The organism is Cytobacillus luteolus (genome assembly GCF_017873715.1).
GTDB lineage: Bacteria > Bacillota > Bacilli > Bacillales > Bacillaceae_L > Bacillus_BV > Bacillus_BV luteola.
Map to the genome: position 1 here is coordinate 424,048 of NZ_JAGGKM010000005.1, position 26,262 is coordinate 450,309.

At 35.9% G+C, this 26,262-nt stretch carries 23 protein-coding genes and 1 other RNA gene; 20 read left to right on the top strand and 4 right to left on the bottom strand.

Features of this window, described 5'->3' with window-relative positions; all coding sequences use genetic code 11:
* The first annotated feature begins 10 nt into the window (after window positions 1-10).
* The 16 genes from J2Z26_RS16530 (at window position 11) to J2Z26_RS16605 (ending at window position 15,853) form a co-directional block, all read left to right on the top strand.
* Complete coding sequence (locus J2Z26_RS16530; protein WP_193534423.1) at window positions 11-1,693, top strand: methyl-accepting chemotaxis protein; 1,683 nt, start codon at window positions 11-13, stop codon at window positions 1,691-1,693.
* Window positions 1,694-1,783: 90 nt separating this feature from the next.
* Window positions 1,784-3,541 (top strand): putative bifunctional diguanylate cyclase/phosphodiesterase, encoded by a 1,758-nt coding sequence (locus J2Z26_RS16535; protein ID WP_193534422.1) that lies wholly within the window; start codon window positions 1,784-1,786, stop codon window positions 3,539-3,541.
* A gap of 128 nt (window positions 3,542-3,669) precedes the next feature.
* Window positions 3,670-4,209 carry a DUF5698 domain-containing protein gene (locus J2Z26_RS16540; RefSeq protein WP_193534421.1) on the top strand — a complete coding sequence of 180 codons (540 nt, stop codon included), beginning with the start codon at window positions 3,670-3,672 and terminating at the stop codon, window positions 4,207-4,209.
* Window positions 4,210-4,364: 155 nt separating this feature from the next.
* Entirely contained in the window at window positions 4,365-5,393 is a 1,029-nt protein-coding gene (locus J2Z26_RS16545; RefSeq protein ID WP_319638006.1) for a F510_1955 family glycosylhydrolase, read from the top strand.
* A 20-nt stretch (window positions 5,394-5,413) separates the two neighbouring features.
* Entirely contained in the window at window positions 5,414-6,079 is a 666-nt protein-coding gene (locus J2Z26_RS16550; protein ID WP_193534419.1) for a response regulator transcription factor, read from the top strand.
* Window positions 6,080-6,169: 90 nt separating this feature from the next.
* The gene (locus J2Z26_RS16555; RefSeq protein ID WP_193534418.1) at window positions 6,170-7,396 is read left to right on the top strand and encodes a cell wall-binding repeat-containing protein; all 1,227 of its coding nucleotides are present in this window, start codon (window positions 6,170-6,172) and stop codon (window positions 7,394-7,396) included.
* Between the two features lie 121 nt (window positions 7,397-7,517).
* Complete coding sequence (locus tag J2Z26_RS16560) at window positions 7,518-8,894, top strand: sensor histidine kinase (protein WP_193534417.1); 1,377 nt, start codon at window positions 7,518-7,520, stop codon at window positions 8,892-8,894.
* A gap of 85 nt (window positions 8,895-8,979) precedes the next feature.
* Window positions 8,980-9,609 (top strand): NAD(P)/FAD-dependent oxidoreductase, encoded by a 630-nt coding sequence (locus J2Z26_RS16565; protein WP_193534416.1) that lies wholly within the window; start codon window positions 8,980-8,982, stop codon window positions 9,607-9,609.
* A 43-nt stretch (window positions 9,610-9,652) separates the two neighbouring features.
* Window positions 9,653-10,195 carry a nucleotidyltransferase family protein gene (locus J2Z26_RS16570; protein WP_193534775.1) on the top strand — a complete coding sequence of 181 codons (543 nt, stop codon included), beginning with the start codon at window positions 9,653-9,655 and terminating at the stop codon, window positions 10,193-10,195.
* A 91-nt stretch (window positions 10,196-10,286) separates the two neighbouring features.
* An RNA gene (rnpB, locus tag J2Z26_RS16575) (RNase P RNA component class B) lies at window positions 10,287-10,686 on the top strand.
* Window positions 10,687-10,853: 167 nt separating this feature from the next.
* Window positions 10,854-11,687, top strand: coding sequence for an undecaprenyl-diphosphate phosphatase (locus tag J2Z26_RS16580; protein ID WP_193534415.1), 834 nt, complete (start codon window positions 10,854-10,856; stop codon window positions 11,685-11,687).
* Between the two features lie 150 nt (window positions 11,688-11,837).
* Entirely contained in the window at window positions 11,838-12,980 is a 1,143-nt protein-coding gene (locus tag J2Z26_RS16585) for an MGDG synthase family glycosyltransferase (RefSeq protein WP_193534414.1), read from the top strand.
* Window positions 12,981-13,012: 32 nt separating this feature from the next.
* A complete protein-coding gene (locus J2Z26_RS16590) occupies window positions 13,013-13,618 on the top strand; it encodes a DedA family protein (protein WP_193534413.1) in 606 nt (201 codons plus the stop codon).
* Window positions 13,615-14,415, top strand: coding sequence for a patatin-like phospholipase family protein (locus J2Z26_RS16595; protein WP_193534412.1), 801 nt, complete (start codon window positions 13,615-13,617; stop codon window positions 14,413-14,415). Before J2Z26_RS16590 ends, J2Z26_RS16595 begins: the two co-directional genes overlap by 4 nt.
* A 132-nt stretch (window positions 14,416-14,547) precedes the next feature.
* Window positions 14,548-15,234: a GntR family transcriptional regulator gene (locus J2Z26_RS16600; protein WP_227413585.1), complete on the top strand. Its 687-nt coding sequence runs from the start codon at window positions 14,548-14,550 to the stop codon at window positions 15,232-15,234.
* A 1-nt stretch (window position 15,235) separates the two neighbouring features.
* Window positions 15,236-15,853, top strand: a complete 618-nt coding sequence (locus tag J2Z26_RS16605; protein ID WP_193534410.1) for a sterol desaturase family protein — start codon at window positions 15,236-15,238, stop codon at window positions 15,851-15,853.
* A 51-nt stretch (window positions 15,854-15,904) separates the two neighbouring features.
* On the opposite strand, the gene J2Z26_RS16610 is transcribed toward J2Z26_RS16605, so the two are convergent.
* The 4 genes from J2Z26_RS16610 to J2Z26_RS16625 all read right to left on the bottom strand — a co-directional run bounded on the left by J2Z26_RS16610 (window position 15,905) and on the right by J2Z26_RS16625 (window position 19,918).
* On the bottom strand, window positions 15,905-16,084 hold the full coding sequence (locus J2Z26_RS16610) for a small acid-soluble spore protein H (RefSeq protein ID WP_193534409.1): 180 nt from the start codon (window positions 16,082-16,084) through the stop codon (window positions 15,905-15,907).
* A 73-nt stretch (window positions 16,085-16,157) separates the two neighbouring features.
* Window positions 16,158-17,891 (bottom strand): ABC transporter ATP-binding protein, encoded by a 1,734-nt coding sequence (locus J2Z26_RS16615; RefSeq protein WP_193534774.1) that lies wholly within the window; start codon window positions 17,889-17,891, stop codon window positions 16,158-16,160.
* 164 nt (window positions 17,892-18,055) lie between these two features.
* Entirely contained in the window at window positions 18,056-19,126 is a 1,071-nt protein-coding gene (locus J2Z26_RS16620) for a GGDEF domain-containing protein (RefSeq protein ID WP_193534408.1), read from the bottom strand.
* Between the two features lie 42 nt (window positions 19,127-19,168).
* On the bottom strand, window positions 19,169-19,918 hold the full coding sequence (locus J2Z26_RS16625) for a GGDEF domain-containing protein (RefSeq protein ID WP_193534407.1): 750 nt from the start codon (window positions 19,916-19,918) through the stop codon (window positions 19,169-19,171).
* 545 nt (window positions 19,919-20,463) lie between these two features.
* Here J2Z26_RS16625 and J2Z26_RS16630 point away from each other — a divergent pair.
* From J2Z26_RS16630 to J2Z26_RS16645, 4 genes are all read left to right on the top strand, one after another.
* Window positions 20,464-20,922, top strand: coding sequence for a MarR family winged helix-turn-helix transcriptional regulator (locus J2Z26_RS16630; RefSeq protein ID WP_193534406.1), 459 nt, complete (start codon window positions 20,464-20,466; stop codon window positions 20,920-20,922).
* 2 nt (window positions 20,923-20,924) lie between these two features.
* Complete coding sequence (locus tag J2Z26_RS16635) at window positions 20,925-24,053, top strand: MMPL family transporter (RefSeq protein ID WP_193534405.1); 3,129 nt, start codon at window positions 20,925-20,927, stop codon at window positions 24,051-24,053.
* Window positions 24,054-24,451: 398 nt separating this feature from the next.
* Window positions 24,452-25,585 (top strand): zinc-dependent alcohol dehydrogenase, encoded by a 1,134-nt coding sequence (locus J2Z26_RS16640; protein WP_193534404.1) that lies wholly within the window; start codon window positions 24,452-24,454, stop codon window positions 25,583-25,585.
* A gap of 99 nt (window positions 25,586-25,684) precedes the next feature.
* Window positions 25,685-26,242, top strand: a complete 558-nt coding sequence (locus J2Z26_RS16645; protein ID WP_193534403.1) for a DNA-3-methyladenine glycosylase I — start codon at window positions 25,685-25,687, stop codon at window positions 26,240-26,242.
* The last annotated feature ends 20 nt before the right edge of the window (window positions 26,243-26,262 follow it).

The following is a 26,262-nucleotide window of genomic DNA, read 5'->3' on the forward strand; positions in this document are numbered from 1 at the left end:
GGAGATAAAAGTGAAATCCATTCGAACGAAATTATTACTTGGTTTTGGAGTTATTCTGTTATTAGTTGTATCTATGTCAGCTTTTACAATCTTCAATTCAATAAAAAATAACAACATAGCTAGTGAATTAGTTACAGATGACCTTGAAGAGTTAATTATATATGAAACCCTTCGATATAATATAGCGGAACGACTTTCTGTAACGAGAGGTTATTTATTATATGGTGATATAGAACTTAAGGAAAAGTTTTTTCAATATACTGAAGAAAGTCAGAGATTAGAGAAAGAATTAGAGAAATATTTATCAGAAAGTGAAAGCGAGCTTGCTTATGAAATTATTGAAAAAAGCAAGGCATGGGGCGATTATACGCAAGAAAAAGTCTATGATATTTACTCTTTAAACAAAGTGGTTGCAGATGAAAATAATAAGCTGGGTAGACCACAAGCAGAAGAACTTATGGATTTATTAGGAACAGCAGTAAAAAACAAGACAATGGAAGTAGATAAGTTAGGAAATCAAATTCTTAGTAATGCAAAGGCTACAGAGAGGTCAAACCTTGTGATTGCAATTATCGTTTTACTTTCAGGCATTGGAATTGCACTTCTCGTTGCAAGAATTATTATAAAACCGATCTTACAAGTAGTAGACCGATTACAGCTTGTTGCTGAAGGTGATTTTTCAGGGGAAGATATAGTAACAAAGTCAAAAGACGAAGTAGGTACTTTAGTTAATACAATGAATAAGATGGTCTCTGGACTAAGAGAAGTCATCCAGAAAGTACGCTACACGTCAGAACAAGTCGCTGCTTCTTCAGAAGAGCTTACTGCAAGTGCAGAACAAACAAGTAAAGCTACGGAACAAATTTCTATCGCAATACAAGAAGTTTCTGAAGGTTCTACCCAACAAGTGTCAACTGTCACACAAACAAACGACATTGTTGTCGAGATTTCTAAAGGTATGGAACAAGTGGCCAATTCAATACAATCAGTAGCAGAGTTAACAGTTGAAACAACTGAAAAGTCAACAACAGGTAACGCGGTTGTAAATCGAACAATTGATCAGATGAATGATGTTCAAAAACAGGTAGCAGAAACATCTGCTGTTATAAATGCATTAGGTGCTAAATCTAATGAGATAGGTCAAATTGTTGATCTTATTACTCAAATTGCAAACCAAACCAACCTGTTAGCTTTAAATGCTGCAATAGAAGCTGCCAGAGCTGGAGAACATGGACGTGGATTTGCAGTTGTTGCAGATGAAGTAAGAAAGCTTGCTGAACAGTCAGGACATGCAGCTGGTCAAATTAGTAATATAGTAGCTCAGATTCAAGATGAGTCGTTAAAAGCAGTAGAGTCCATGGAATTAGGAACTACTTCTGTTGTTGAAGGTATTGATATGGTACGTCAAACTGGTGAATCTTTCAAAGATATTACTAAGATGATTGAAGTCATTTCATCACAATCACAGGAAGTATCGGCTATTGTAGAACAAGTGAATGCGGGATCATCAGGAATGGTTCAAATGATAGAAGATGTTGCAAATATTAGTGAACAGTCAGCTGGAAATTCACAAAATGTAGCTGCTTCAGCAGAGGAACAACTTGCATCTATGGAAGAAATCGCATCTTCAGCAAACTCATTATCACAAATGGCAGAAGAGTTACAAAACCTAGTTAGAAAGTTTAAGATCTAATAAGCACTTTAACATATAGGATAATCTTTCAGTGATTATTCTATATGTTATTTAATAGGGTTGAACTATTTGTAGGAAGGAGGAGTTGTTATGCATTATTGTATTGGTGATTTGAAGCATAATAAAGGACTGTCACCTTTTGTGGATAATCTTTTGAAATCGATAAGTGAATTAATCAGCTGTCATACCATCTTTATTTCAAATAATGGTGAGATTCTAAAAGTACATACTCCTAAACAAGAAGAAGTATTAGAAAAAGCAATACTAAAATATGTTAACCGCTTTAAAGAAGTTGCAAATGAATATGAGCCAGTACCCATTATCCTTCAAACTTCATTAGATCAAGAATTTACTTTTCAAGAAAAAGTCCTCGTTTTAAGGGAGCTGGGTGCGGATATAAACTTTGTTGCTATTCCTATCTACCTACCCAATCAACAGTTATTTGGGGCAATTTTGGTAGTCGGTACACATGATTTCCCCTTCCAACCTGCACATATTTCCATGCTACAGAGTTTTGCACAGTTAATTACACAAACTATACTTTGTGAAAACAGATCTCTCCGTGATAGATTAACAGGACTTTATAATCGAGATTATTTGCTTAAAAACTTTAAAAATTATATAGCTAAGCATGATGCCATAGCAGTATTAAATTTTGAACTAGACCGTTTTAATTTACTTAATGATACCTATGGATATGAATTGGGCGACACTCTTATAAGAATCATTTCAGAACGAGTAATGACTTTTGTACGCGACAAAGGAAGTTGTTTCCGAATTGGTGATGATGAATTTATTGTTATACTATCTCACTTAAACATAGAAACTACTTTCCAGGTTGTTACCAAAATATCTGAGGAAATCATAAAAGTTATATCATCACCTATTCGAATTAATAATGAAGACTTTATAATTAAAACAGGCTTAGGGATAAGTTTATTTCCCTTACATGGCACCGAAATACAAACTCTTTTAAGGAAATCAAATATCGCGTTAAACTTAGCGAAAAAAAGTGGAACAAACTATGAGATTTATCATAGTGAATATGGCATTCAGCTTTCGAAAAAAATTAAGATTGAAAATGACTTGCGCAATGCCTTAGATAAAAATGAGTTTCAAATGCATTATCAATCACAGTTCGATTTAAATACAGGAAAGCTAATTGGTTTGGAAGCTTTAATCAGGTGGAAACATCTTAAGGAGGGTTTTATTCCACCTTCAGAGTTTATTCCGATTGCAGAAGAAAGTGGTCTCATTGTAGAGATTGGGAATTGGATTATGAGTGAAGTTTTTAAGCAAGCAAAAGCATGGCTTGATCAAGGCCTTGAACCTATACAATTCTCTATAAATATATCCTCGAAGCAGTTTAAAGACGAAGGATTTATTAATAGAGTAAAGAGTTTATTAAAGGAAACCAACTTACCACCCAAAGTGTTGAATTTTGAAATCACTGAAACTGTACTGATGGAAAACATAAAGAAAGCACTGGATGTTATTGAACAATTAAAGGAAATTGGTATTTGTATTGCAATAGACGATTTTGGTACAGGATATTCATCATTAAGTTATTTACGAAACTTACCAGTAGATCGTTTGAAAATTGATAAATGCTTCATCGATGAAATTACGAAACATCATGGTGACCAAGTAATAGTTAGGGCAATCATCGATCTAGGTAAGCAACTGGGGATGTCAATTGTTGCAGAAGGAGTAGAGTTGCTTGAACAGCATAATTACTTACGAGAAAAAGGATGTATTATTGGCCAAGGATATTTCTATCACCGCCCTAGTCCCATTGAGGCAATAATTGACTCCAAGGTTAAAATGATTTTGGCTAATAATTTATAGAGTACTAAGAATGCCCCTTCAGAAATGAAGGGGTCTTTCTATGGCAGAAAAGAACGGAATTAGAATTAGATAAAAGTAAATAATACCGATATAGTAAGCCTTTTTCCATGGAAAGGAGAGCTTTTACCATGTACGATATCATCCTCATTTTTTTACTACAGCTTATTCTAGTTCCCATCTTATCGCTTCGAATCATTTTTGTAGTTAAGAATCTTAGTCTACTTGCTTCTATTTTTGGATTCATGGAAGCTCTAATTTATGTGTTCGGTTTATCCATTGTTTTCAGTGGAGAGCAAAGTATAGCAGAAATGCTTGTTTACGCACTAGGTTTTGGAATTGGTATTTTTATTGGTGGGTTTGTTGAACAAAAACTTGCAATAGGTTATACAACCTTAACTGTGAATCTTTTACATGAAAATAGTGAACTCGTTACTAAGCTTAGAAATGATGGGTTTGGTGTGACTGTATTTGAAGGGATGGGTCGAGATAGTGTTCGATATCAGCTTCAAATTCTAACTAGCAGGAGCCTGGAGGAAAAAGTAATAAATATGATTAGCCTAGCAGATCCCCATGCTTTTATCATTTCTTATGAACCTAGGAAGTTTAAGGGAGGATATTTACTTAAGTCTATGAAGAAAAAGGCAAAGGGCACAGTGAAAGTTAATTGATTCCTTTTTAATAAAGCAGATATAAAATGTGGCAGGGTAAAACCGCCACATTTTTCTTATTATCTTAAATTCATAATTTCTGCATACTTTTTACATAAAATAAACAGGTAATGATGGTATAAATGATGTATAGCTTTGATAGGGAGTGGGAAGTAGTGAAAAGTGTCTTAGCGATAATAAGTATAATAGTTATAGCAGGATTCCTAGCTGCATGTGGAGACAGTGAACAGAAAAGTAACCTTGCAAAAGAGCCTATAAATAATCAAGAAGAGACGTCTCAGGAAGAGTCTAATCAGCTAGGTGAGGAATCAGAAACTAGTGATCCATCTAAAGTTAATCCAATTGAACAGCATCCAAACTTTGAACCATTTGATGGAAAAATAGATCATATTCATGGCCTAGGTTATGCAGGCAACCAAAATGCCATTTTCTTTGCAACTCATGACGGCATAAAGGTGTATTCAAATGGTAGCTGGCATAAAACAAAAACAGAGAATAATGACTATATGGGATTTAATGCGGTAGAACAAGGATTCTTCACAAGTGGTCACCCTGGAAAAGATTCTGGACTACCAAATCCATTTGGTGTGTTGAAGAGCTTTGATAATGGTGAAACATTAGAGAGTCTTGGCTTATTAGGGGAAACCGATTTCCACCTACTTGGAGTAGGTTATAAATCAAATGTAATTTATGCTTTACCTCCAAACAATAACTCGAAAATGAAAGCGGGAGAACTATATGTTAGTGAAAATCTTGCTGAGACATGGGAGAGGGTAGAAGCGGAGAATCTAGGTGGAAATCTATTCTTATTTGCAGCTCACCCTACTAATTCAAGTCTTGTAGCAATAGCGGGAGAACAAGGTATCTATTTTTCAAAAGACAAAGGACAAAGCTTTGAACTAATAACTGAAGGAATGCAAGGAACCACTGTCTTCTTTGACCAAGAGAATCTATGGTACGGAGGATTTGATGGCAATCCTAAATTAATAAAGAAATCACTCAAAGATGGAAGTGAAATAGAGATGCAACTTCCTGAATTAAAGAATGATGCAGTTATGTACTTGGCTCAAAATCCCCAAAATCCACTAGAGGCTGTTTTCTCAAGCTTTAATGGTGATATTTTTATTTCAACAGATGGAGCAAGTTCATGGAAACAATTGGTCAAAAGCGGGGCACTTCAATAATAACTTAAAGGAAGAGAAAAATGAGTCGATTATTATTGATTGATGATGAGATAAGGATGCTTCAGCTAGTAACCTTATATTTAGAACACCATGGTTTTAAATGCACTTCAGTTAATTCTGGTGAAAAAGGTATCAGTTATCTGGAGGACCATAAAGTTGATTTGGTTTTATTAGATGTTATGATGCCATCAATGGATGGATGGGAAACGGCTTCAGAGATTCGAAAGTTTTCTGATATTCCTATCATTATGCTTACAGCTAGAGATACAAATACAGATATGGTAAGAGGTTTACAGATTGGGGCAGATGATTATATTACCAAGCCGTTTGATGAAGATGTACTGGTTGCGAGAATTCAAGCAGTCTTAAGAAGAACCAAACAGCCAACAAAAATAGAAATGAATGGTTTGCTCTGGGATAAGGACAACCATACCATTCACTTTAAAAACAATACAATCCTTCTGACCCCTAAGGAATTTGAAATGCTTGGTCTTCTAATGAAAAATAAGAATATGGTTTTTAGCCGCGAGAAGTTACTGGAAACCGTTTGGGGATTTGCTGCCGACATAGAGGATCGAACGGTTGATTCGCATATCCGAAATATACGCGATAAGCTGCGCAAGATAGAATTCCCCATTGAAAATCATTTAAAAACGGTTTGGGGACTTGGCTACAAATGGGAATAAAGATAGTACTGAATAGCAATCTCTTCATAATTTCTGCACACATTGGAGGTAGATTGTACTTATATTGTACTTATGAAAGGGGAAACACCTATGAGAAAATTAGTACTTCTTTTAGTTCTGTTAGTAGCAATGACTTTAGCAGCTTGTTCATCAAAAGAAGAAGGATCTCAGAAGAATGAAAACCAGGCTACAAATCAGAAAGAATCAACAGAAAATAATGCACAAAGTAACGATATTAAAAAGGAATCAAACGTTTATAGTACGAAAAATGTTACGAGGCTAGACACAGAAAACATAGTCGATACCGCTGTACAAGTTTCTAAAACAATATGGCCAGCTACCCATAACGAAAATAAACCAGGTGCGATCATCCTGGCTCCATCTGAGAATTGGCAAATAGCATTGGCATCAGCCAACCTAATACATCACCCAAATAATGGCCCCATTCTTTTTTATGAAAATGGGGAACTACCACAGCAAACAGTAGATGAAATTAACCGCTTAGCCCCACTTGGAATTAGTGATGGTACACAAATCTTTTTAGTAGTAGGTAATATGGATACTAACATGGAAGACCAGTTAAAGAATTATAAAGTAGAGAAAATCAGTGGAAAAGATGCTCCTGATTTTGCAAGGGAAATCGATAAAAAATATGCAGAGGTTTCAGGAGAGTACCCCAAAGGTGTAATTATTGTCTCTTCAGAAGAAGATGCAAAGTTATATTCAATATTAGCAGGAAACTGGATTAGCCATATGCCAGAACCTATTCTTTATGTTACAAAAGATGAGGTTCCACAAGCCACTAAGAGTGCATTAGAACTTAGGGGAGAAGGAGCTTCAATCTATATCTTAGGACCAGAAAGTATTATTTCAAAGGATATTGAAAAGCAATTACAAGAATATGGTGATATTACTAGAATAAAAGGAAAAGATCCTATTACTTCATCAATTGAATTTGCAAAATTTAAGGATGAGAAAACTGGATTTGGTTGGGGATCAACTGAGCCTGGACATGGTTTCTCATTTGTATCAACTGGAAATGCAGAGTACGCCATTGCAGCAGCACCTTTTGCTCATTTAGGTAAGCATGCTCCGTTAATCTGGCTTGAAAATGGTGAAGTAGCAGAAGAAACTCATGAATTCCTTGGAGAGTTACAACCTACATTTAAAGATGACCCAACAACAGGTCCATACAACCACGGATACCTTATTGGTTCAGAAGATTTTATTACAATGAAGGTACAAGGTGCACTTGATATCATGCTTGAGATTATCCCTGAAAGCGGTGATGGCCATGGAGGCCATGGAGGGCATTAATTCGGACATTCGACATTAAACTAAGGGTTGACTCATAAGAGCCAACCCTTTTAAAAATAGAATCGGTTTAGTATTGGTAACCTTATAGAAACACTCATGTAAATCAATAAGGGGTAAACGAATGAATAAAATTTCGTATAAATTGGGATTGTTGTTTTTTTCTTTTATTATTCTAGTCGAGGTTATCCTTTTTTACTTCTTATACTCGGGATTACTAGATTCTCGTATAGAGGAAGAACTGGCAGCATTAAGAGCAAGAGGAGAAAGTCATCGACACGTTCTGGAGCAAAGTTTAGATGATATGACGATTGAACATGTAGCTTTAATGGAGTCAGAAACGGATACAGACGTAGTGATTATGACACACGAAGGAGAAGTACTTGCGAAATCGACTGAACTAACACCAGCCATTCAATCATTAATGCAAACTGAAAGAGGTCATGTTCCATTTGAAGGAATGATTGTCGAGAGTAGATGGGAAACACAATCTTATATTGCTTCAGTTAGCCCGATCATCATTAATGAACAATTAGTGGGTCATGTTTATATGTTTAAAGATACGTCATCCATTCAAAAAATGATTTCCAAACTCCAACATCATTTCATGTTGGTAGGGAGTCTTCTTGTTATTTTTACAATCATCACGGTCTTATTTCTATCACAAGCCATTACTCAACCATTGATCAGGATGAAAAAAGCGACCGAGAGACTTAGTAAGGGAGATTTTTCAGTTAGTATTAACCATACAAGCAAGGATGAGCTAGGAGAGCTTGCAAACAGCATTCAGACATTAGCAAATGATTTAAATCATTTGAAAAAAGAACGGAATGAATTCCTTGCAAGTATCTCTCATGAGCTTAGGACACCACTTACATATGTTAAGGGTTATGCAGATATTGCTAGAAGAAAGGGAATTAGTGAAGAAGAACGAAATAAATATTTACACATCATCTATGAGGAATCAGAACATCTTTCAAGTCTAGTTAAAGATTTATTTGAGTTAGCAAAAATAGATCAGCATTCGTTCGTAATTAAAAAGGAAAAAGTAAGTATGTGTGAATTTATTAAGAACCTTACACAAAAGATAGAGCCAGCCCTTCATAAAAAGAAGATTAATTTAATAGTAACGTGTCCAACAGGGATATATGCAAACTTAGATCGTTCAAGATTCGAACAAGTCATGATAAATCTATTAGATAATGCACTAAAATACTCAAGTAGTGAGAGTACGGTTACTCTAAAAGTTAAGGTAAATGATGTTACAAATAAACTAACCATTTCTGTAGAAGATGAGGGGATAGGTATCCCTGAATCAGAAATTCCACTTATCTTCAATCGATTTCACCGTGTTGAAAAGTCTAGGTCAAGGGAAAGTGGAGGAACTGGCCTTGGACTATCGATTGTAAAGGAAATAGTTGAAGCGCATGGTGGAAAAGTGTTTGTTGATAGTCAATATGGTAAAGGCACTGTAATAACAATTGAAATAGACCAGTTCTAAGATTATGGAAGTATTGCCAACTTTCCTTACATTTGTTTAACTATTATAGAAAGAGAAAATTTTTTGAATCATTGGGGTGGGAATAATGAACAACCAAGACAAGACGATAAAGCTTGCAGTAAACGGCGGAATTGGATTTGGAGCAAAATTAAATGCTAAACAGCTATTTGCACTTGCAAAGTATATAAAAGAAGACAGTGAAATTGAGCTAACCACCTTCCAACAACTATATATAGAAGTTTTAGAAAGCCAAGGAAGTACTGTAAAGGAAGAGTTTGAAAATGTAGGGTTATCTATATATCCTGTAGGTCCGTATGTAAAAAGTCTTCGTACATGTGGATTTTGTAAAGGAGCAGAAGAAGAGGGAATGCCTGTTGCAATTGAATTGAATAAGCGAATTGCAGGTATTGAAGTACCATGGCCGCTAAGACCGGCTTACACTGGGTGCCCTAACGCGTGTGGTGAACCATTAGTAAACGACATCGGGGTAATTAAAAGAAATGAAGGGTATGACCTATACATCGGTGGAAAAGCTTCAGGTGAAAATGCTAGAACCGCATTTAAATTCAAAGAGGGTCTTACTCCAGATGAATTATTTGAAACCGTTGAGAAGCTGTTAGAAGTGTACAAAAGCAACGCTAAAAAACGAGAAGCTTTTTGGAAGTTCATTAACCGTTTTGGTTTCGAAAATATTCAGAATGCAGTAGGTGCATAAGGGTGCGATATCGGACTCTTTTTTAATGAAAGTAGGAGTCACTATGTTAGAGACACTGGCTTATATAGCAAATAGTATTAATGAAAAGAACATCACTTGGGGAGTTGGGGGTTCTTTATTACTGTACTTTCATCAACTAGTGAAGGATCCGAATGATATTGATTTATTGGTTAGTGAAAACGATGCATTGACCTTAATAAAAACACTAAATGAATTAGGTTCATCAAGAGAAGCATATAGCACGTATCCGTTTTGCACTAAATATTTTTCTACATTGATTGTGAATACAACTGAAATTGATGTTATGGGTGGGTTTTGTATTCAGCATCCAGTTGGAAAATACAAATTAGAATTTGATGAAAAGTCAGTTGTGGATTACATTACAATTAATAAAAGTAAGGTTCCATTGACAGCACTTGAAGATTGGTTCGTCTTATATCAGTTAATGCCTAATAAACAAGAAAAGGTAGCGTTGCTAGAAAACTACTTTTCTAAAAATGGCATTAAGCATCCTTATTTTTTTGAGAAAGCCCTTCAACAACCATTACCAGTTGGCGTAAGAGAGAAAATTGAAAACCTAATGTGAGGTAAAAGTTTCCTTGAGAACTGCCCTTTCTTTTATGTTGACTTCTACGAAATAAAAGTGTATGATAATAAACGTAGACAACAACTTCATACAACCAGAGAGAATCGCACAGATATTTGTCTGTGAGGAAAGTCCGTGCTCGCACAGGCTGAGATGCCTGTAGTGTTCGTGCCTAGCGAAAAAATAAGCTAGGGCAGTCTGGCAAGCGCTGGATTGACGGCAGGGAAAATACCTAAGTCCCTTCTTAGGAGAGGATATGGTATGAATACCTTGAAAGTGCCACAGTGACGGAGCTTTGAGGGAAACCTTAAAGGTGGAACGAGGTAAACCCCACGAGCGAGAAACCCAAATTAGGTAGGGGAAGTGTCAGAAGGGAACTAATAACCAACTGACGCCATAACTCTAATGTTATGAGATAGATGATTCTCCATCATGTGCGAGAAGTAACTCTTCGCTTGCAGCACTAGATGAACAAAACACGGCTTACGAGGATTGTATGATTAAAAGTCTGTTGTTGATTAAAATTAATGTTGCCAAAAGACACCAACCTAGGTGTCTTTTTTGTATTTACATACCATATTATTTTTAAATACTTTTTCCCAATCGCGTGCTAAAATACATTGAATAGATTTAGATTTTGTTATAGGAGAAAACAATTATGGATATTAACTTAATTGAATTACTGAAGGCACTCATTCTAGGTATTGTCGAAGGATTAACAGAGTTCGCTCCTGTTTCTTCAACAGGCCATATGGTCATAGTTGATGACATGTGGCTTCAGTCTGAGGAATTCTTAACTAAATATGTAGCCAATACCTTTAAGGTTGTAATCCAATTAGGCTCTATTTTAGCAGTTGTTGTCATCTTTAGGGAACGTTTTATTGAAATGTTAGGGTTACGAGGGCGAAAAGTTAAGGGAGCAACCGAAAATAAGCTCAAATTATCTCATGTAATTGTAGGTCTACTACCAGCTGGTGTGTTAGGTTTACTTTTCGAAGATTATATTGATGAATATTTATTTACAATAGAAACCGTTTTAATTGGTTTGGTCATTGGTGCAGTATTTATGATTATTGCTGACCGAGTAAGTGGAAAAAGAGAGGTTGTTGAAACGGTCGATCAGATTACTTACAAGCAAGCATTAACGATTGGTGCAATTCAATGTTTATCACTATGGCCAGGCTTTTCAAGATCTGGAGCAACGATATCCGGTGGTGTTCTCTTAGGACTTAGTCATCGTGCAGCAGCAGATTTCACATTTATTATGGCGGTTCCAATCATGGTTGGAGCAAGTGGAATTTCTTTTATCAAAAATATTGAGTACTTTACATTAGATGCTTTCCCATTTTTTATTGTAGGCTTTATCAGTGCGTTTATTTTTGCACTTATTTCAATCCGCTTCTTTTTAAAACTAATTAATAAGATTAAGTTAGTTCCCTTTGCAATATATCGAATTGTATTAGCTGGAGTTATCTATATTGTGTATTTTTAAGTTGAGAGACCTTCCTACTGGAGGGTCTCTTTTCTATTTAATGGTAAAAATAAGGCTTAGGTCTTATTACAGAATTAGCCTGAGGTTGGTGTGGAAAATCATCCGCATTATGTATTCTTAAATTACATACTGTTTGAAAGGTTGATGAAGATGAAAAAGGTTTTGTTTTTCCCTTTGCTAAGAATGCCATCAGGTCATCATCAGGTTGCTGATACAGTTGCTGAATACTTGGAAAAGTACGAAGGGGATATTGAGTGTAAAAAGATTGATTTGCTGAGTGAATGGAACCCACTTGTCGAAAGCATCGTGACTAAAACATACCTTGAGTGGATTCATTATATGCCTGAAACATATGCTTGGGTTTATAAGCAAATGGCATGTAAAGCTAATACAAACCGATCTTATAAGTACTATGAATTCTTATTTTTAAAAAAGATGAAAAGAATACTTGAAGAAGAGAATCCAGATCTCATCATTTGTACTCACGGTTTTCCTTCATATATTTTAAATCAGCTTAAAAATAAAAATGAATGTGACATCCCAGTTATTAATGTTTATACTGATTTTTTCATCAATGACGTTTGGGGGAAAAGGAATATTGACTACCATTTCGTCCCAACTGAAGATGCTAAGATAGAGCTAATAAAGAAGTATAAATTGTCAGAAGCAAGTGTTTCCGTTACAGGTATACCTGTTAGTAGACAGTTTTATCAAGTAAAAAAAAATCCTGAGAAGAAAAGCCATAAAATAAGAGTACTCGTATCAGGCGGAAGTGTTGGTTTGGGGAACATTTTTCAATTGCTAACGCAAACGAGGAAGGATGATATTGAATATTTCGTTCTTTGTGGAAAAAATAAGAATCTATATCAAAAAATCGCAAATCTTAATTGTAATAACATTCATCCTTTATCCTATATTTCATCACGTGAAAAAATGAATGAATTATATGACAAGGTTGATGCAGTCATTACAAAACCTGGTGGGGTGACAATTAGTGAAGCCCTTAAAAAGGAACTTCCGATTTTTATTCATTCGGCTCTCCCAGGTCAAGAGGAAATCAACTTAAAGTTACTTGCCGAGCTAAAGCTAGTACAACTACTTGAGGCAGATCAACTAATTGAAGATCAGTTAATCAACTATTTCAATAATCCGGAATTAGTAAGTGGGTTTAATCATGCTTTACAAGAATATTTAATCGAAGTAAGTTCAGGTCATCCGGTAAAAATCTCGAGCTTTATTCACTCATTAATGAATTCAACAAATACATCACTAAATCGAAGGTGTGTCCTTTAACCTAATAAATAATGGGAAGTGGGAGAAAGGCAATGATTCAACAGATTGTGGAATGGTTAGGATTAATAGGGCTTCCAGGCTTGTTTATAGTAATGGCTTTAGAAGGATCATCCTTACCAATTCCAGGAATTATTTTAGTGTTGTCATTTGGTTATATATTATCACCTGACCTTTTAAGTATGGCTTTCATTGCTGCTGTGATGGCCATTTGTTATAGTATCGCAAGTCTCATTCCATACTTCATTGGTATGAAATCAGGAGATTTGCTTCCTAAAAGGTTTGAAAAGGGCATTATCAGGGGGAAACAATTCTTTAATCGGTATGGGAAGTGGAGCATAGCCATTTCACGACCTTTTGGGATAGGAAACTATATTTCTTATGTTGCAGGAATCAGTAAGGTTCGACTGCTTCAATACTTGACTTTAACATTCCTAGGAATCTATCCATGGTCATTTATCATGTTGTATTTAGGCAATTACTTTAATGGAAATGTTGAAGCGGTTCAGGCTTTTTTTAGCTCATATAGCCTATATGCCTATATAGTTTTATTGGTGGTAGTGAGCTTAATAAGTGCTTTTTATTATAGAAGATTTAAGAACAAAGAAAAATCACTGGTGGGGAGAAGGGGAAATGTATGAATCGAACGGGGATATCACTCGGCGGTGGCAGTTTAAGAGGAGTTGCGCATATAGGCGTGTTAAAGGAATTAGTTAAAAATGAAGTAGATATTACCCATGTTGCTGGGACGAGTGCTGGGTCAGTAGTTGGTGGATTATTTGCAAGTGGTATGAATCCAGACAAAATGATTACTGTCTTAGAAGATTTATCCATTCGTCGTCATGTTGATATTGGGTTTAATCGTAAAGGATGGATTAAAGGAGATCGAATTTATCAAACCTTACTAAAGTTAACGGAGGGTAAGCATTTCTCAGATTTAGACCTTCCATTTGCAGTTGTTTGTGTGGACTTACTTTCAGGAGAAATAGTAGTTATTGATTCAGGTGAGGTAGCATTGGCTATTAGAGCAAGTATAGCCATACCTGGCTTGTTCTCACCAGTTGAGATGGAAAATAAATTATTAGTAGATGGCTATATCTTAAACAACAACCCCGCAGATATTGTTAGAAGCATGGGCGCAGAAAATGTCACCTCTGTTAGAGTTAGAAGCTCCAATACTCCTCAACCAACGAATATTTTATCCTTTATAAATCGCTATATAGATATTGCTAGTCAAAAAAATACAGAACGGTGTCTTACTCAATATACCGATGTGTTAATTGATATCGACCTTAAGGACATCGGCAGATTTGAAACTAAATCCTTATCAGAAGTCATTGACTTAGGTCAGCTAGAAGCGAGACGCGTACTAACAAGGAAACGTATTAAGAGTGAAAAAGTTATTTATTTGGATGAATGGATGCAGAAAATTAATTAGAGAAAAGTAGAGCTTGTTTTCTACTTTTTTTTAAATTTTACAGAAAATATTGACAATTAATACACACATCAACATATAATGGTAATACCACAGTGTAAATTGGTATTACCATAAATGAGGTGTGATAGAAAGATGAAGGAGCGGTCTTCAGAGATTATTGGGAGGAAAATTATACAGTCTATCTTAGAAGGGGATTTCAGTATTAATGAACATCTTCAACCTGAAAGAGATCTCGCCACCCTATTTAGTGTGGGGAGGCCAACGATTAGAGAAGCTTTGCAAAGATTAGAGCGAGATGGATGGATTACGATACGTAAAGGGATGCCAGCGATAGTAAATGATTACTGGAAGCAAGGTAACTTAATGACAATTGTAGATATCCTTCAATATCATGAAGAAATCCCAGATGAACTCATAAAATATATGCTCGAATTGAGAATATCTTTATCTCCAACCTATGTTAAAGATGCGATTGTTCATAATCGGGTGAAGGTTATTGCATTATTTGTGCCTCTCGATGAGTTGTCAGATGATGCAGGCAGTTATGCAGATTTTGATTGGAACTTACAACTGGGCATTGCTAAATTATCACCAAATCCAATTTTTTTACTTATCCTTAACAGCTTTAAAGACATCTATCAAAAAATGGCTGAGAAGTACTTTGGGAGTCAAAATCATCGAAAACAATCCTATCAATATTACACTGAGTTATTAAACGCAATATTAAAGGGAGAAGTAGAGGAAACAGAAGCATTGACAAGAAAGATGATGGAAACAAGTCTAATTCTTTGGAGTGAAAAGGTGAAGGGGGGAGACTAATATGAAGAGTAAAGGGCTTTATAGAGACTTCTTTTTACATTTCGATATTTTAGCTATGGCGTGCATCTTCCTCGGAGTAGTAGGGTCCTTACTAACTATGGAACTTACACTCTCAGTATTTTTGTATATTACGATAGGAATTATCACGTATATGTTTAGTGAGTATCTAACCCATCGATTTGTATTCCATATAAAAGCGCCAAAAAACGCACTTTTTCTAAAATTGATTAAACGTTTGCATTATGACCATCATAAGAAACCAAATGATTTGAAGTTGCTTTTTTTACCTATCTGGTATAGCCTACCAAGTCTGTTTACTTTATCACTAATTTTCTTCATAATTACGGGCTCAGTGGTTGCAACCTTGTCATTTACAGTGGGTATTCTTTTTATGTTCTTTGTGTATGAGTGGAAGCACTATGTAGCCCACCGTCCATTTAAACCTAAAACTAGATTTGGGAAATGGTTAAAGAAAACTCATGTTTTACACCATTATAAAAACGAAAACTATTGGTATGGAGTTTCTACTCCTTTTGTAGATGTTCTATTTGGAACATTAAAAGATGAAAAGAATGTGGAAACTAGTCAAACAGCGAAGGACTTAGAGAATAGATTTTAATAAGAGAGTCCAAAAGTGTACAATAACACTTTTGGACTTTTTATACTTCCTCTAATGTTCAATTAAGCTAGTCACAGGAACCTCTTGTTCTTGTTGTGGCTCATCAAGGGGATAAATGCGAGCCATTTCGTTCGTATCATCAACATGTTGAATATACACAGGTACCTCATTATATGTAACATTTGCCATGACTGGAGATGCCGCAATTTCTTGTGCTCTTTGTTTGTTCATCCGTAAACCTCCTACTGAATTGTTCAATAATAATGTTTACTTACTTTCCAAGAAGTATTCCTTGAACATCAAGCTACGCTAATTGTTGTTCTGCATATTCTCGGTACAAAGGATGTGACTCTACCAACTCTTGGTGAGTCCCACTGCCTGTAACCTTACCATTTTCTATAAAAACTATTTTATCTGCATTAACAATGGTCGATAATCGATGTGCGATGACAAACGTAGTACGTCCTTCCATTAAGCGGGTTAAAGCTTGCTGTACCACACTTTCAGATTGACTGTCTAAACTAGCAGTTGCCTCATCCATCATAAGAATTTTAGGATCACGTAAAAAAGCACGGGCGATTGCAATTCGTTGCCTTTGGCCACCGGATAATTTTACCCCACGTTCCCCTACCTCAGTATCAAATCCTTTAGGGAATCCTTTGATAAACTGATCTGCGTAGGCCATTTCTGCAACCTTCCAGAGTTGTTCATCGGTTGGTAGCTCATCCTCCTCTAATCCATAGCAAAGGTTTTCTCTGATGGTACCTGCCATCATTGCACTTTCCTGTGAAACATATCCGATTTGACTGCGCCACGAATGAAGAGAAAGCTCCTGAATTGGAGTGGATCCAACAAGAATCTGACCGGCTGATGGTTCATAAAAACGTTCAATTAAACCAAACATCGTTGTTTTACCCCCACCGCTTGGACCAGCAAAAGCAATCATTTGACCTGGCTGAGCCTCTAAAGATACCTGCTGGATCACGGGCTCATCTTCACTATATGAAAAAGAAACGTCTGAAACAATAATCGGGAGGCCACCGATATCAAATTCTACTCCAACATGGTCTTCTTCTAGAGGGAGTTCAAGTATGTCAATAATTCGTTCTGTTGCTCCTTTTGCTTTTTGAAGTTGTGTAAAAAACATTGCGAACGAGGTAATAGGCATAATGATTTGAAATAGGTAAAGTAAAAAAGCGATTAGAGACCCAGTAGACATCGTTCCATTTGCGACACGCATACCTCCGTAAGCAATAATCATTACAATAACAGCCATAATCACAAGATGCATAATGGGACCAATAAGTGCAAAAATCCTGGCTTCCTTTAAGCCGTAATGCAAAAGCTTCGAGATACCTAGCATGCCATTTGCTTCTTCGGTTTTTTCAGCTGTTGATGATTTCATTAATCGAATTTCACTTAATGTCTGTTGAATGTCTCCGGTGAATGTTGCTGTTTCGTCTTGAAGTCCTCGTGAGATTTTGGCCATTTTCTTTCCGAGTGGAATCATGATTGCCATTGTAAGTGGGACGGAAATCAACATAACTAAGGTCATTTTCCAATCCATGATCAGCAATATAATGACCGCTCCTATAATAGAAATGATTCCTGTAATAAACTGAGGAAAGTGTGTTGATATAAGCTCTTTTACAATACTTGTATCATTAACAACCCGACTCACAGTTTCACCACTTGATTGTTTATCAAAAAAAGGAACAGGCAATCGAATCAGTTTCGACCACATACGATCTCGAAGGCTAGCGACTATCTTTTGTCCAACTAGGCTTAGTAAATAAATTGAAATTCCACTGATAATTGCTTGGAGGATAAATGCAGCTCCAATCATAATCATAAGGGAGACACTAAGTGCTTCTACCGAAAAATTGTCTACTAAATTCTTTGTTAACAGAGGAACAATCAAACCTGTAATTGTCGTAAGAATACTAGCGACTAGTCCAATGATAAGAGCCGCTTTAGGAATATTCGTTGATAAGATAAGAGATAAAAAAGGTTTTAGTTTATACTCTTGTTTTTCCATCATGTAGGATAACTCCTGTCATCATTATGTATTTACTCTAGCTATATTTTACTGCAAATGACCCAAACAACCAATTTTCAACACCCTACTTTACTACTTTAACGCACCGGGGGTCAGGCCCCCGAAGACATATTTAAAAGGCTAACGATAGTACGTTAGCCTTTTTATGCAGTATATTGAACTTGGTTTTTTCCATATTCTTTTGCGAGATATAGTGCTTCGTCAGCACGTTTTAATAGATCTTTTGGTTGGTCCGTTGTTTGAAGTTCTGCGATACCGAAGCTGCATGTGATGCTTCCTACCTCTTGGAAGTGATGGTTCGAAATAATCTCTCTCAGTGTTTCCCCAAGCTTTATACATTCAATTTTGTTGAGGTTCTCTGCAATAATCAAAAATTCTTCCCCACCCCATCTGCCAAAGTGAGCAGTCGTTGGGAGCTGTTTTGATAAATAGGTAGTTAGTTCAACTAAGACTTCATCTCCAATTTCATGTCCATAAATATCATTTATTCTCTTAAAGTTATCTACATCAAATAAAATAATTGAAAGAGGCTGTTTGCTATTTTGTACTGCTAGTATTTTTTCCTGAAGCACATTGTCGAGGTTTCTTCGATTCGGTAAGCCTGTTAAATAATCTGTGACAGCATTTCTTTTATTTACTTCGACCTCTAAGAAGCCTTCAAATATATGCTGAGTAAAATACAAACAAATAATGAATCCGATCGTTGCCATATTAAATTGGATTAATGTATCAATCGTATTACTGTCTGAAAATGGGCTTGTTAAGGTATGAATACTACTAAGAATTACACTATAAGATAATGCCAACACAGAAAAAATGAGGGCAACCTTCCTTTTGAATATAAAGAAATAGAGAAGATAAGTAGTTGCCATCCAGTACGCAATTGGGCCTAAGTGGACATTTCCGTTATTACCAAGCTCAGTCAAAATATTAAAGCTAAGATTTGAGTTATATATAAGTGTAGTGGATAAGAATAATAAAATATCAATCACATTGGTATTGCGTTTATTTACCCATAATAAAATCATACAAAGAACTAAAACGCCTATTTGTGATAGTAAAGACACATACTTACCCATGTCACTGTTGCCACTGCTAAGCACGAGAAGACACACCGTTCCAAAAGATAAAATGAAAATTGGAATCAATGCCAGATAAATTCGGCGTTTAAGTTGTGTTAATGCTTGATTGGTATAGAAAAAGTAACTTGTCATATGACATACTCCACCTATTTTTGTAATAGAAGTAAACTGCTTTTAACTCGCTATGCATACTTGATTTTTGCCATTATCTTTCGCTTTATATAATGCTTCATCGGCACGGCTGATTATGTCCTTTGTTAACTCGTTTTCTAGTAAAGTCGCAACTCCAAAGCTACAAGTGACTGACTTGTCGATTCCGGTAAAGTGATGCTGTGAGATAGCCACCCTAACCTGTTCAGCTAATTCTTTAGTAGAATTTCCACTTGTAATTAAAAGGAATTCTTCGCCACCCCACCTACCAAAGTAAGTATTTTTCGGCAATTGTTTGTGAATGATTTCTGTTAGCTCTTTTAAAACACTATCACCCACATCATGTCCATATTGATCATTAATTTTTTTGAAATTATCAACATCAAATAGAATAGCTGATAAAACTTCCTTCGTTTTTGCAACTCTAGTAATTTCAGCATTAAGGACCGTGTCCATTTTCCTTCTATTATATATCGATGTAAGATAATCTGTGTTAGCCAATCTCTTAGCAGCATCCGCCTGCATAAAAACTTCAAACATATGCTGTACAAAGTATAAACAGATGATAAGACCTAAAATTGAAACATAATATTGAAGTAAAGTATCCATTGTTTGAGCTACTACATGCTCACTGAAAAAAATATGATAAAAACCTGGTATCAAACTAAGCACAAAGTTTGTGAAAGAAAAGAGTAATGCTGTTTTACCTCTAAACGTAAAGAAAATCATTAAATACACTAATGGCATCCAATATGAAAATGTACCTAAGTGCATATCTCCGTCTCGTCCTAAATGATAGAAAATCGTATAATATGTCCTTATGAGTGTTATGAATGCTGTAATTAGACAAAGAAGAATATCAACAAAGTGTAAGGAATTTTTATGAATAAAAAGAAATAGGTAACATACCATGAGACCAATGGAGAGTGAGCCAAAAGTTACACTATTTATTAAATTTAAGCTTCCAGTTGAATAAAGTAAGTAAGTTAGAAATAAAAAAGTCACAATAAAAATAGGGAAAACTACTAAATAAGTTTTTCTTTTAATAGTAGAAATAGAAGAGTTATTATAAAAAAATCCCTTAATATCCATCGATTCACCCATCCATCTCTTAAATCTAATCCTATAACTATAGTATATCACAGCAAAACTATTAGCAAAATATGTATATATCGTTGTTAATGCCATATAAATTTTTCTTGTTTATGAACGAAAAAAATTGACACCCTAATCATGTACAATTATAGTTAAACTTGTTAATAGTTAAACAGTTGAACAATTAAATTATAGAACAAAATTAGGTGAGGTGAAAAGATAAAATGACTGAAAACAATATTAAAGAGCTAGTCGATCGCTATATCGAAGTATCCTTTTCAGTAAATAGTAAAGCTGAATCTCTAGTGAAAGAGCAAATTAGCAGTGATTTAACGAATGACCAGCACTACACATTAAGGTACATGCATAAGGTTGGTACTTGTACGTCCTCTGAATTAGCTGAAGTATTTAATGTGAAAAAAAGTGCAATAACAGCCATGATTAATCGCATGTGGGAAAAAGGATTTATTGAAAGAACACGTGATGAAAATGATCGAAGAGTGGTTTACTTAACGCTAACGGATAAAGGTAATGAATTATTTTTGAAAACTGAACAACGAATTCATAAGTTAGTAGAGTCGTTGATTACTAAATTTGAACAAACTGAGATTGAACAATTCATCAAGACATTTGAAAAACTCAATCAACTATTACAAGAAAGTAACGATAAAGTGGAGGAATAGCCGTGAATTTTATTATTAAACAGAAATGGTTAGTCATGATAACTTGGCTTGCTGTCGTTGTAGGCTTATTTTTAATTGCCCCAAACATGGCAGACCTTGTTCGTGAGAAGGGGCAGATTAGTGTTCCTGAAGGATATTCATCAAACCTTGCTGGTCAAATTATGGAGGAAGTTCAGCAGCAAGAAGGTGGGGGAGATGAAACTCAGGTTGCTCTTGTGTTTCATAATGAGAATACATTAACCTCTGAAGAAATCAGTGAAGCTGAAAAAGCGATTCAGGCTTTAGAGGAAAAGAAAGCTGAACTGGGTGTTACAGAGATAGTAACCCATTTTAACGAAGAGAGTTTGAAGACTCAACTTGTGTCTGAGGATGGTAAGTCCATCCTTGCATCGGTTACATTCAGTTGGAATGAAAGAGAGCCAAGTGAATTACGCGATGAAATGTATCAAGCTATAGAACATATTAATGTAACCCATTTTTATACTAGTGAATGGTTAATCGGTGAGGATTTAATACAAAGTTCTCAGGATGGCCTGAAAAAAACAGAAGGGATCACAGTTGTATTCATTCTAGTCGTTTTATTACTAGTTTTTAGATCTATTATTTCACCGATAATCCCATTGTTAACGGTAGGATTTACTTACTTAGCTTCACAGTCGATTGTATCGTTTTTAGTAGATGTGTTTGATTTCCCGATATCAACGTACACTCAGATCTTCTTAGTGGCCATTTTATTTGGAATTGGGACTGATTATTGCATCCTCTTACTAAGTAGATTTAAAGAAGAGTTAATACAAAATGAAAGTGTAACAGATGCAATTGTTGAGACATATAAAAATGCGGGCAGAACAGTATTCTTCAGTGGTCTTGCCGTTATGATTGGGTTTGCTGCAATCGGATTTTCTCAATTCATACTATATCAATCTGCAGCAGCTGTTGCTGTAGGTGTAGCTATCCTTCTAATAGCATTGTTTACAATTGTTCCATTTTTCATGGCTGTTTTGGGTCAAAAGATTTTTTGGCCATCAAAAGGTAAGCTTGAGCATGGAGATAGCAAGCTATGGGCTTTCGCAGGAAGATTCTCGTTGGGTCGCCCACTTGTTTCTCTAGCGATCGTTGCGGCTATTTGTGTACCTTTTTTAGTAACATATGATGGTGAATTATCTTATGATTCATTAGAAGAAATTAGTGGTGAAGTGAATTCAATAAGTGCTTTTAATGCAATTGCCGGGAGCTTTGGTCCTGGAGAATCGATGCCAACACAGGTAGTCATAAAAAATGATGAGGCCATGGATTCTGTTGACTATATAGGTTTAGCGGAGAAGATTAGCCAAGAGTTAGGCAAAATAGACTTAGTAGGGACTGTTCGATCTGTAACAAGACCTACAGGTGAATCTATCGAAGACTTCTTTGTATCTAAGCAGGCTGAAAGTTTGGAAGAAGGCTTAGGTGAAGGGAAGGAAGGGTTAGAAAAAATAAGTGAAGGTTTACAAGAAGCAAGTAGTGAGCTAACCAAATCAGAGCCAGAATTAACAAGTGCTACAGACGGAATTAGTGAATTAATAACAGGAACAACTCAAATCAAAACAGGCTTATCTGACATTCAACTGAACCTAGCAAAGATAGAAAATGGAATTCGTCAAGGTTCAATGGGATCGAACGAAATCAGAGTTGGTTTAGAACAATCGAAAGCAGGAGCTGAAGAGCTGTTAGCTGGTTATAAAGAGCTATTGATTGGCTATAAAGATATGCAAGGAAATCTTTCAACATTAACTATGAATTATCAAGATATTGGTGAAGGACTAACTGGTATATCAAGTGCAATTGGAAAGATTGAGGAAAGTAATTTTACCAATCTTGAAAGTAATTACGATGGCTTAGCCACTGACATGAACTACCTTGTGATCAAGGGAACAGTTCAGGAATTACAAAAGCAATTACCGGTCTTATCTCAAGGGCTAACTACCTTAAATAATGGACTTGGCCAAATCAATGGAGGTATATCATCAGCAAATGAAGGATTCGAGCAAGCCCTTGGTGGTCAGCAACAGTTAACAGTTGGCCTTGAACAATTAATTCAAGGGATTAAGGCCCAACAAGCAGGTCTTGAACAATTAGCTAATGGCCAGGGACAAATTGTTAGCAATCTTCCAAGGTTAACAAATGGCTTAGCAGGAATTTCAGATGGCCAGAAGCAGCTCCTTGATGGCTTTGGTTCACTAGGTGGACAATTATCACAGTTAACCGAAGGACTTGAACAAAGTGCAGATGGTTTAATACAAGTATCTACAGGTTTAGGTTCAGCTCAAGAATATCTAGCAGGCCTCTCAAGTACTGAAGAAATGAATGGTTTCTACTTACCAGCTGAAGTACTAGAAAGTAAAGAGTTTGAGCAAGCATTAGATGTGTATATGTCTAAGGATCGTAAAATCATGACAATGGACATTATTTTTACAGAAAGTCCGTACTCAAATGAATCAATGCAGCAAGTGGAAGAAATAAAAGAAGCAGTAAAACGTGCAACAAAAAATACGAAGCTTGAAAATGCAGTAGTTGCTGTAGGTGGAATTACAAGTACGAATGCTGACTTAGATACAATGTCAGGAAATGATTATTCCAGAACAGTAGTCTTAATGCTAATTGGAATTTCAATCATTTTAATCTTCTTATTTAGATCTCTTATAATGCCAGTCTATATTATTGGATCATTGATTTTGACGTATTACACAACAATGGCCATTAATGAGGTGATTTTCGTTACACTTCTTGGTTATAGTGGTATTAGTTGGGCAGTTCCTTTCTTTGGATTCGTAATCCTAGTCGCTTTAGGTGTAGACTACAGTATTTTCCTAATGGATCGATTTAATGAATACAAAGATCTGTCAGTAGGAGAGGCCATGTTGATGGCAATGAAAAAGATGGGAACAGTTATCATTTCAGCAGTTATTATCTTGGGTGGAACATTTGCTGCAATGATGCCTTCTGGAATGCTTTCTCTGGTACAAATCGCTTCAATTGTGTTAATAGGTTTACTGCTCTATGCACTTGTAATTTTACCTCTATTTATACCGGTAATGGTTAAAAATTTTGGTGAAGCGAACTGGTGGCCGTTTAAGCGAGTAAATAATTAATTTAATTAATAGCCCCTAATCACATGATGATTGGGGCTATTGTTATTATAAGGCAAGAATAGGTAGGTTCAATTGTACTCTTTGCTCGGTATTAGGACTCGTTCAGAGGTACCCACGCTCAACCTGTCTGAATCAGCTCGGTATTCGGACACGTTCAGAGGTGCCCACGCTCAACCTGTCTAAATCAGCTCGGTATTCGGACACGTTCAAAGGAACCCACGCTCAACCTGTCCGAATCAGCTCGGTATTCGGACTCGTTCAAAGGTACCCACCTTCAACCTGTCCGAATAACTAAGCCTTCTCCAATAGAATTTAAATCCCTTCTTTCATGGAAAATAAATGGCAATAATTCGGGGAATGCTACTCATACAATGAATGATGAATTGGAGTGAGTAGTTATGAAGGCAGTTACATATCAAGGGAAGTATAGTGTAGCAGTAAAAGAAGTTGAAGATGCAAAATTAGAGAAAAAAGATGATATTATTGTGAGGATCACCTCTACTGCTATATGTGGTTCAGACCTGCACTTATATCAAGGGAATATGCCACTACCGATTGGCTATGTGATAGGGCATGAGCCGATGGGAATTGTAGAAGAAGTAGGACCTGAGGTAACAAAGGTTAAAAAGGGAGACCGAGTCGTTGTGCCTTTCAATGTGTCATGCGGTCATTGTTATTATTGTAATCATGATTTAACAAGTCAATGTGATAATTCAAACCCCCATTATGATTCAGGTGGGTACTTTGGCTATACAGAGAAGTTTGGAAATCATCCTGGGGGACAGGCAGAGTATTTAAAGGTACCTTTTGGGAACTTTACACCATTTGTTGTACCAGAATCATGTGAATTGGAAGATGAGTCCCTTCTTTTTTTATCAGATGTCTTACCTACTGCATATTGGAGTGTAGAACATGCGGGAGTGAAGAAGGATGATACCGTAATTGTGCTAGGGTGTGGTCCTGTTGGGTTAATGGCTCAAAAGTTTGCATGGATGAAAGGTGCAAAACGAGTTATTGCTGTAGATTATTTGGATTATCGTATGAATCGTGCAAAACAAATAAACAATGTTGAAGTCTTTGAATTTACAGACTACCCTGACATGGGTGAACATTTAAAAGAGATAACAAGTGGTGGAGCAGATGTAGTGATTGATTGTGTGGGGATGGATGGCAAGAAATCACCTCTTGAATTTATAGAACAAAAGTTAAAACTTCAAGGTGGTACACTTGGACCTATTCAAATCTCAACAAAAGCAGTTAGAAAAGGTGGAACCGTACAACTAACAGGAGTGTATGGCGGTAACTACAATCTCTTCCCATTAGGTGCTTTCTTTTCAAGAAACATTACATTAAAGATGGGACAGGCCCCTGTGATTCCAATTATGCCGAAATTGTATGATATGATCGTGGATAAAAAATTTGATCCAAAAGAAATCATTACACATAGTATGTCTCTCGAAGAAGCTAGTAAAGGATATCAAATTTTCAATGGCCATGAAGATGATTGCATAAAGGTTGTTTTAAAACCATAATAGCTATAAATAGTGAAAGTCATTCCGAAAAGGAGTGGCTTTTTTTCTATCCATGTTTTAGTGTAGAAATGTACAAGATTGTTGATGGAGGGAAAAGCTATGAACAGATGTGGCTGGGTCAATCAGGATCCTTTATATATTGATTATCATGACCATGAGTGGGGTGTTCCCGTTTATGATGATCGTTTACTATTCGAGTATTTAAACTTAGAAGGAGCACAAGCGGGTTTAAGTTGGTACACCATTTTAAAAAAGCGTGAGAACTATCGAGCTGCGTTTGATCAATTTCAACCTGAGAAAATTGTCCAATATGATCAACACAAAGTGGGGGAACTTTTGCAAAACTCAGGAATAGTTCGTAATAGACTAAAGGTAAACGCAGTCATTACAAATGCTCACGCCTATTTTAAAGTGGTAGGTGAATTTGGATCCTTTAGTAAATACATATGGTCATTTGTGGATGGAGCCCCTATCCAAAATCATTTTAAAGAAATGAAAGATGTACCAGTTACAACTGAAATTAGTGATAGAATGAGTAAGGATTTAAAGATACGAGGCTTTAAATTCGTAGGATCAACAATCTGTTATGCATTCATGCAAGCAGTTGGTATGGTAAATGATCATATCGTTACATGTGCGAGTTATAAAAAGGGATAAGCCAAATTATAATCACAAAC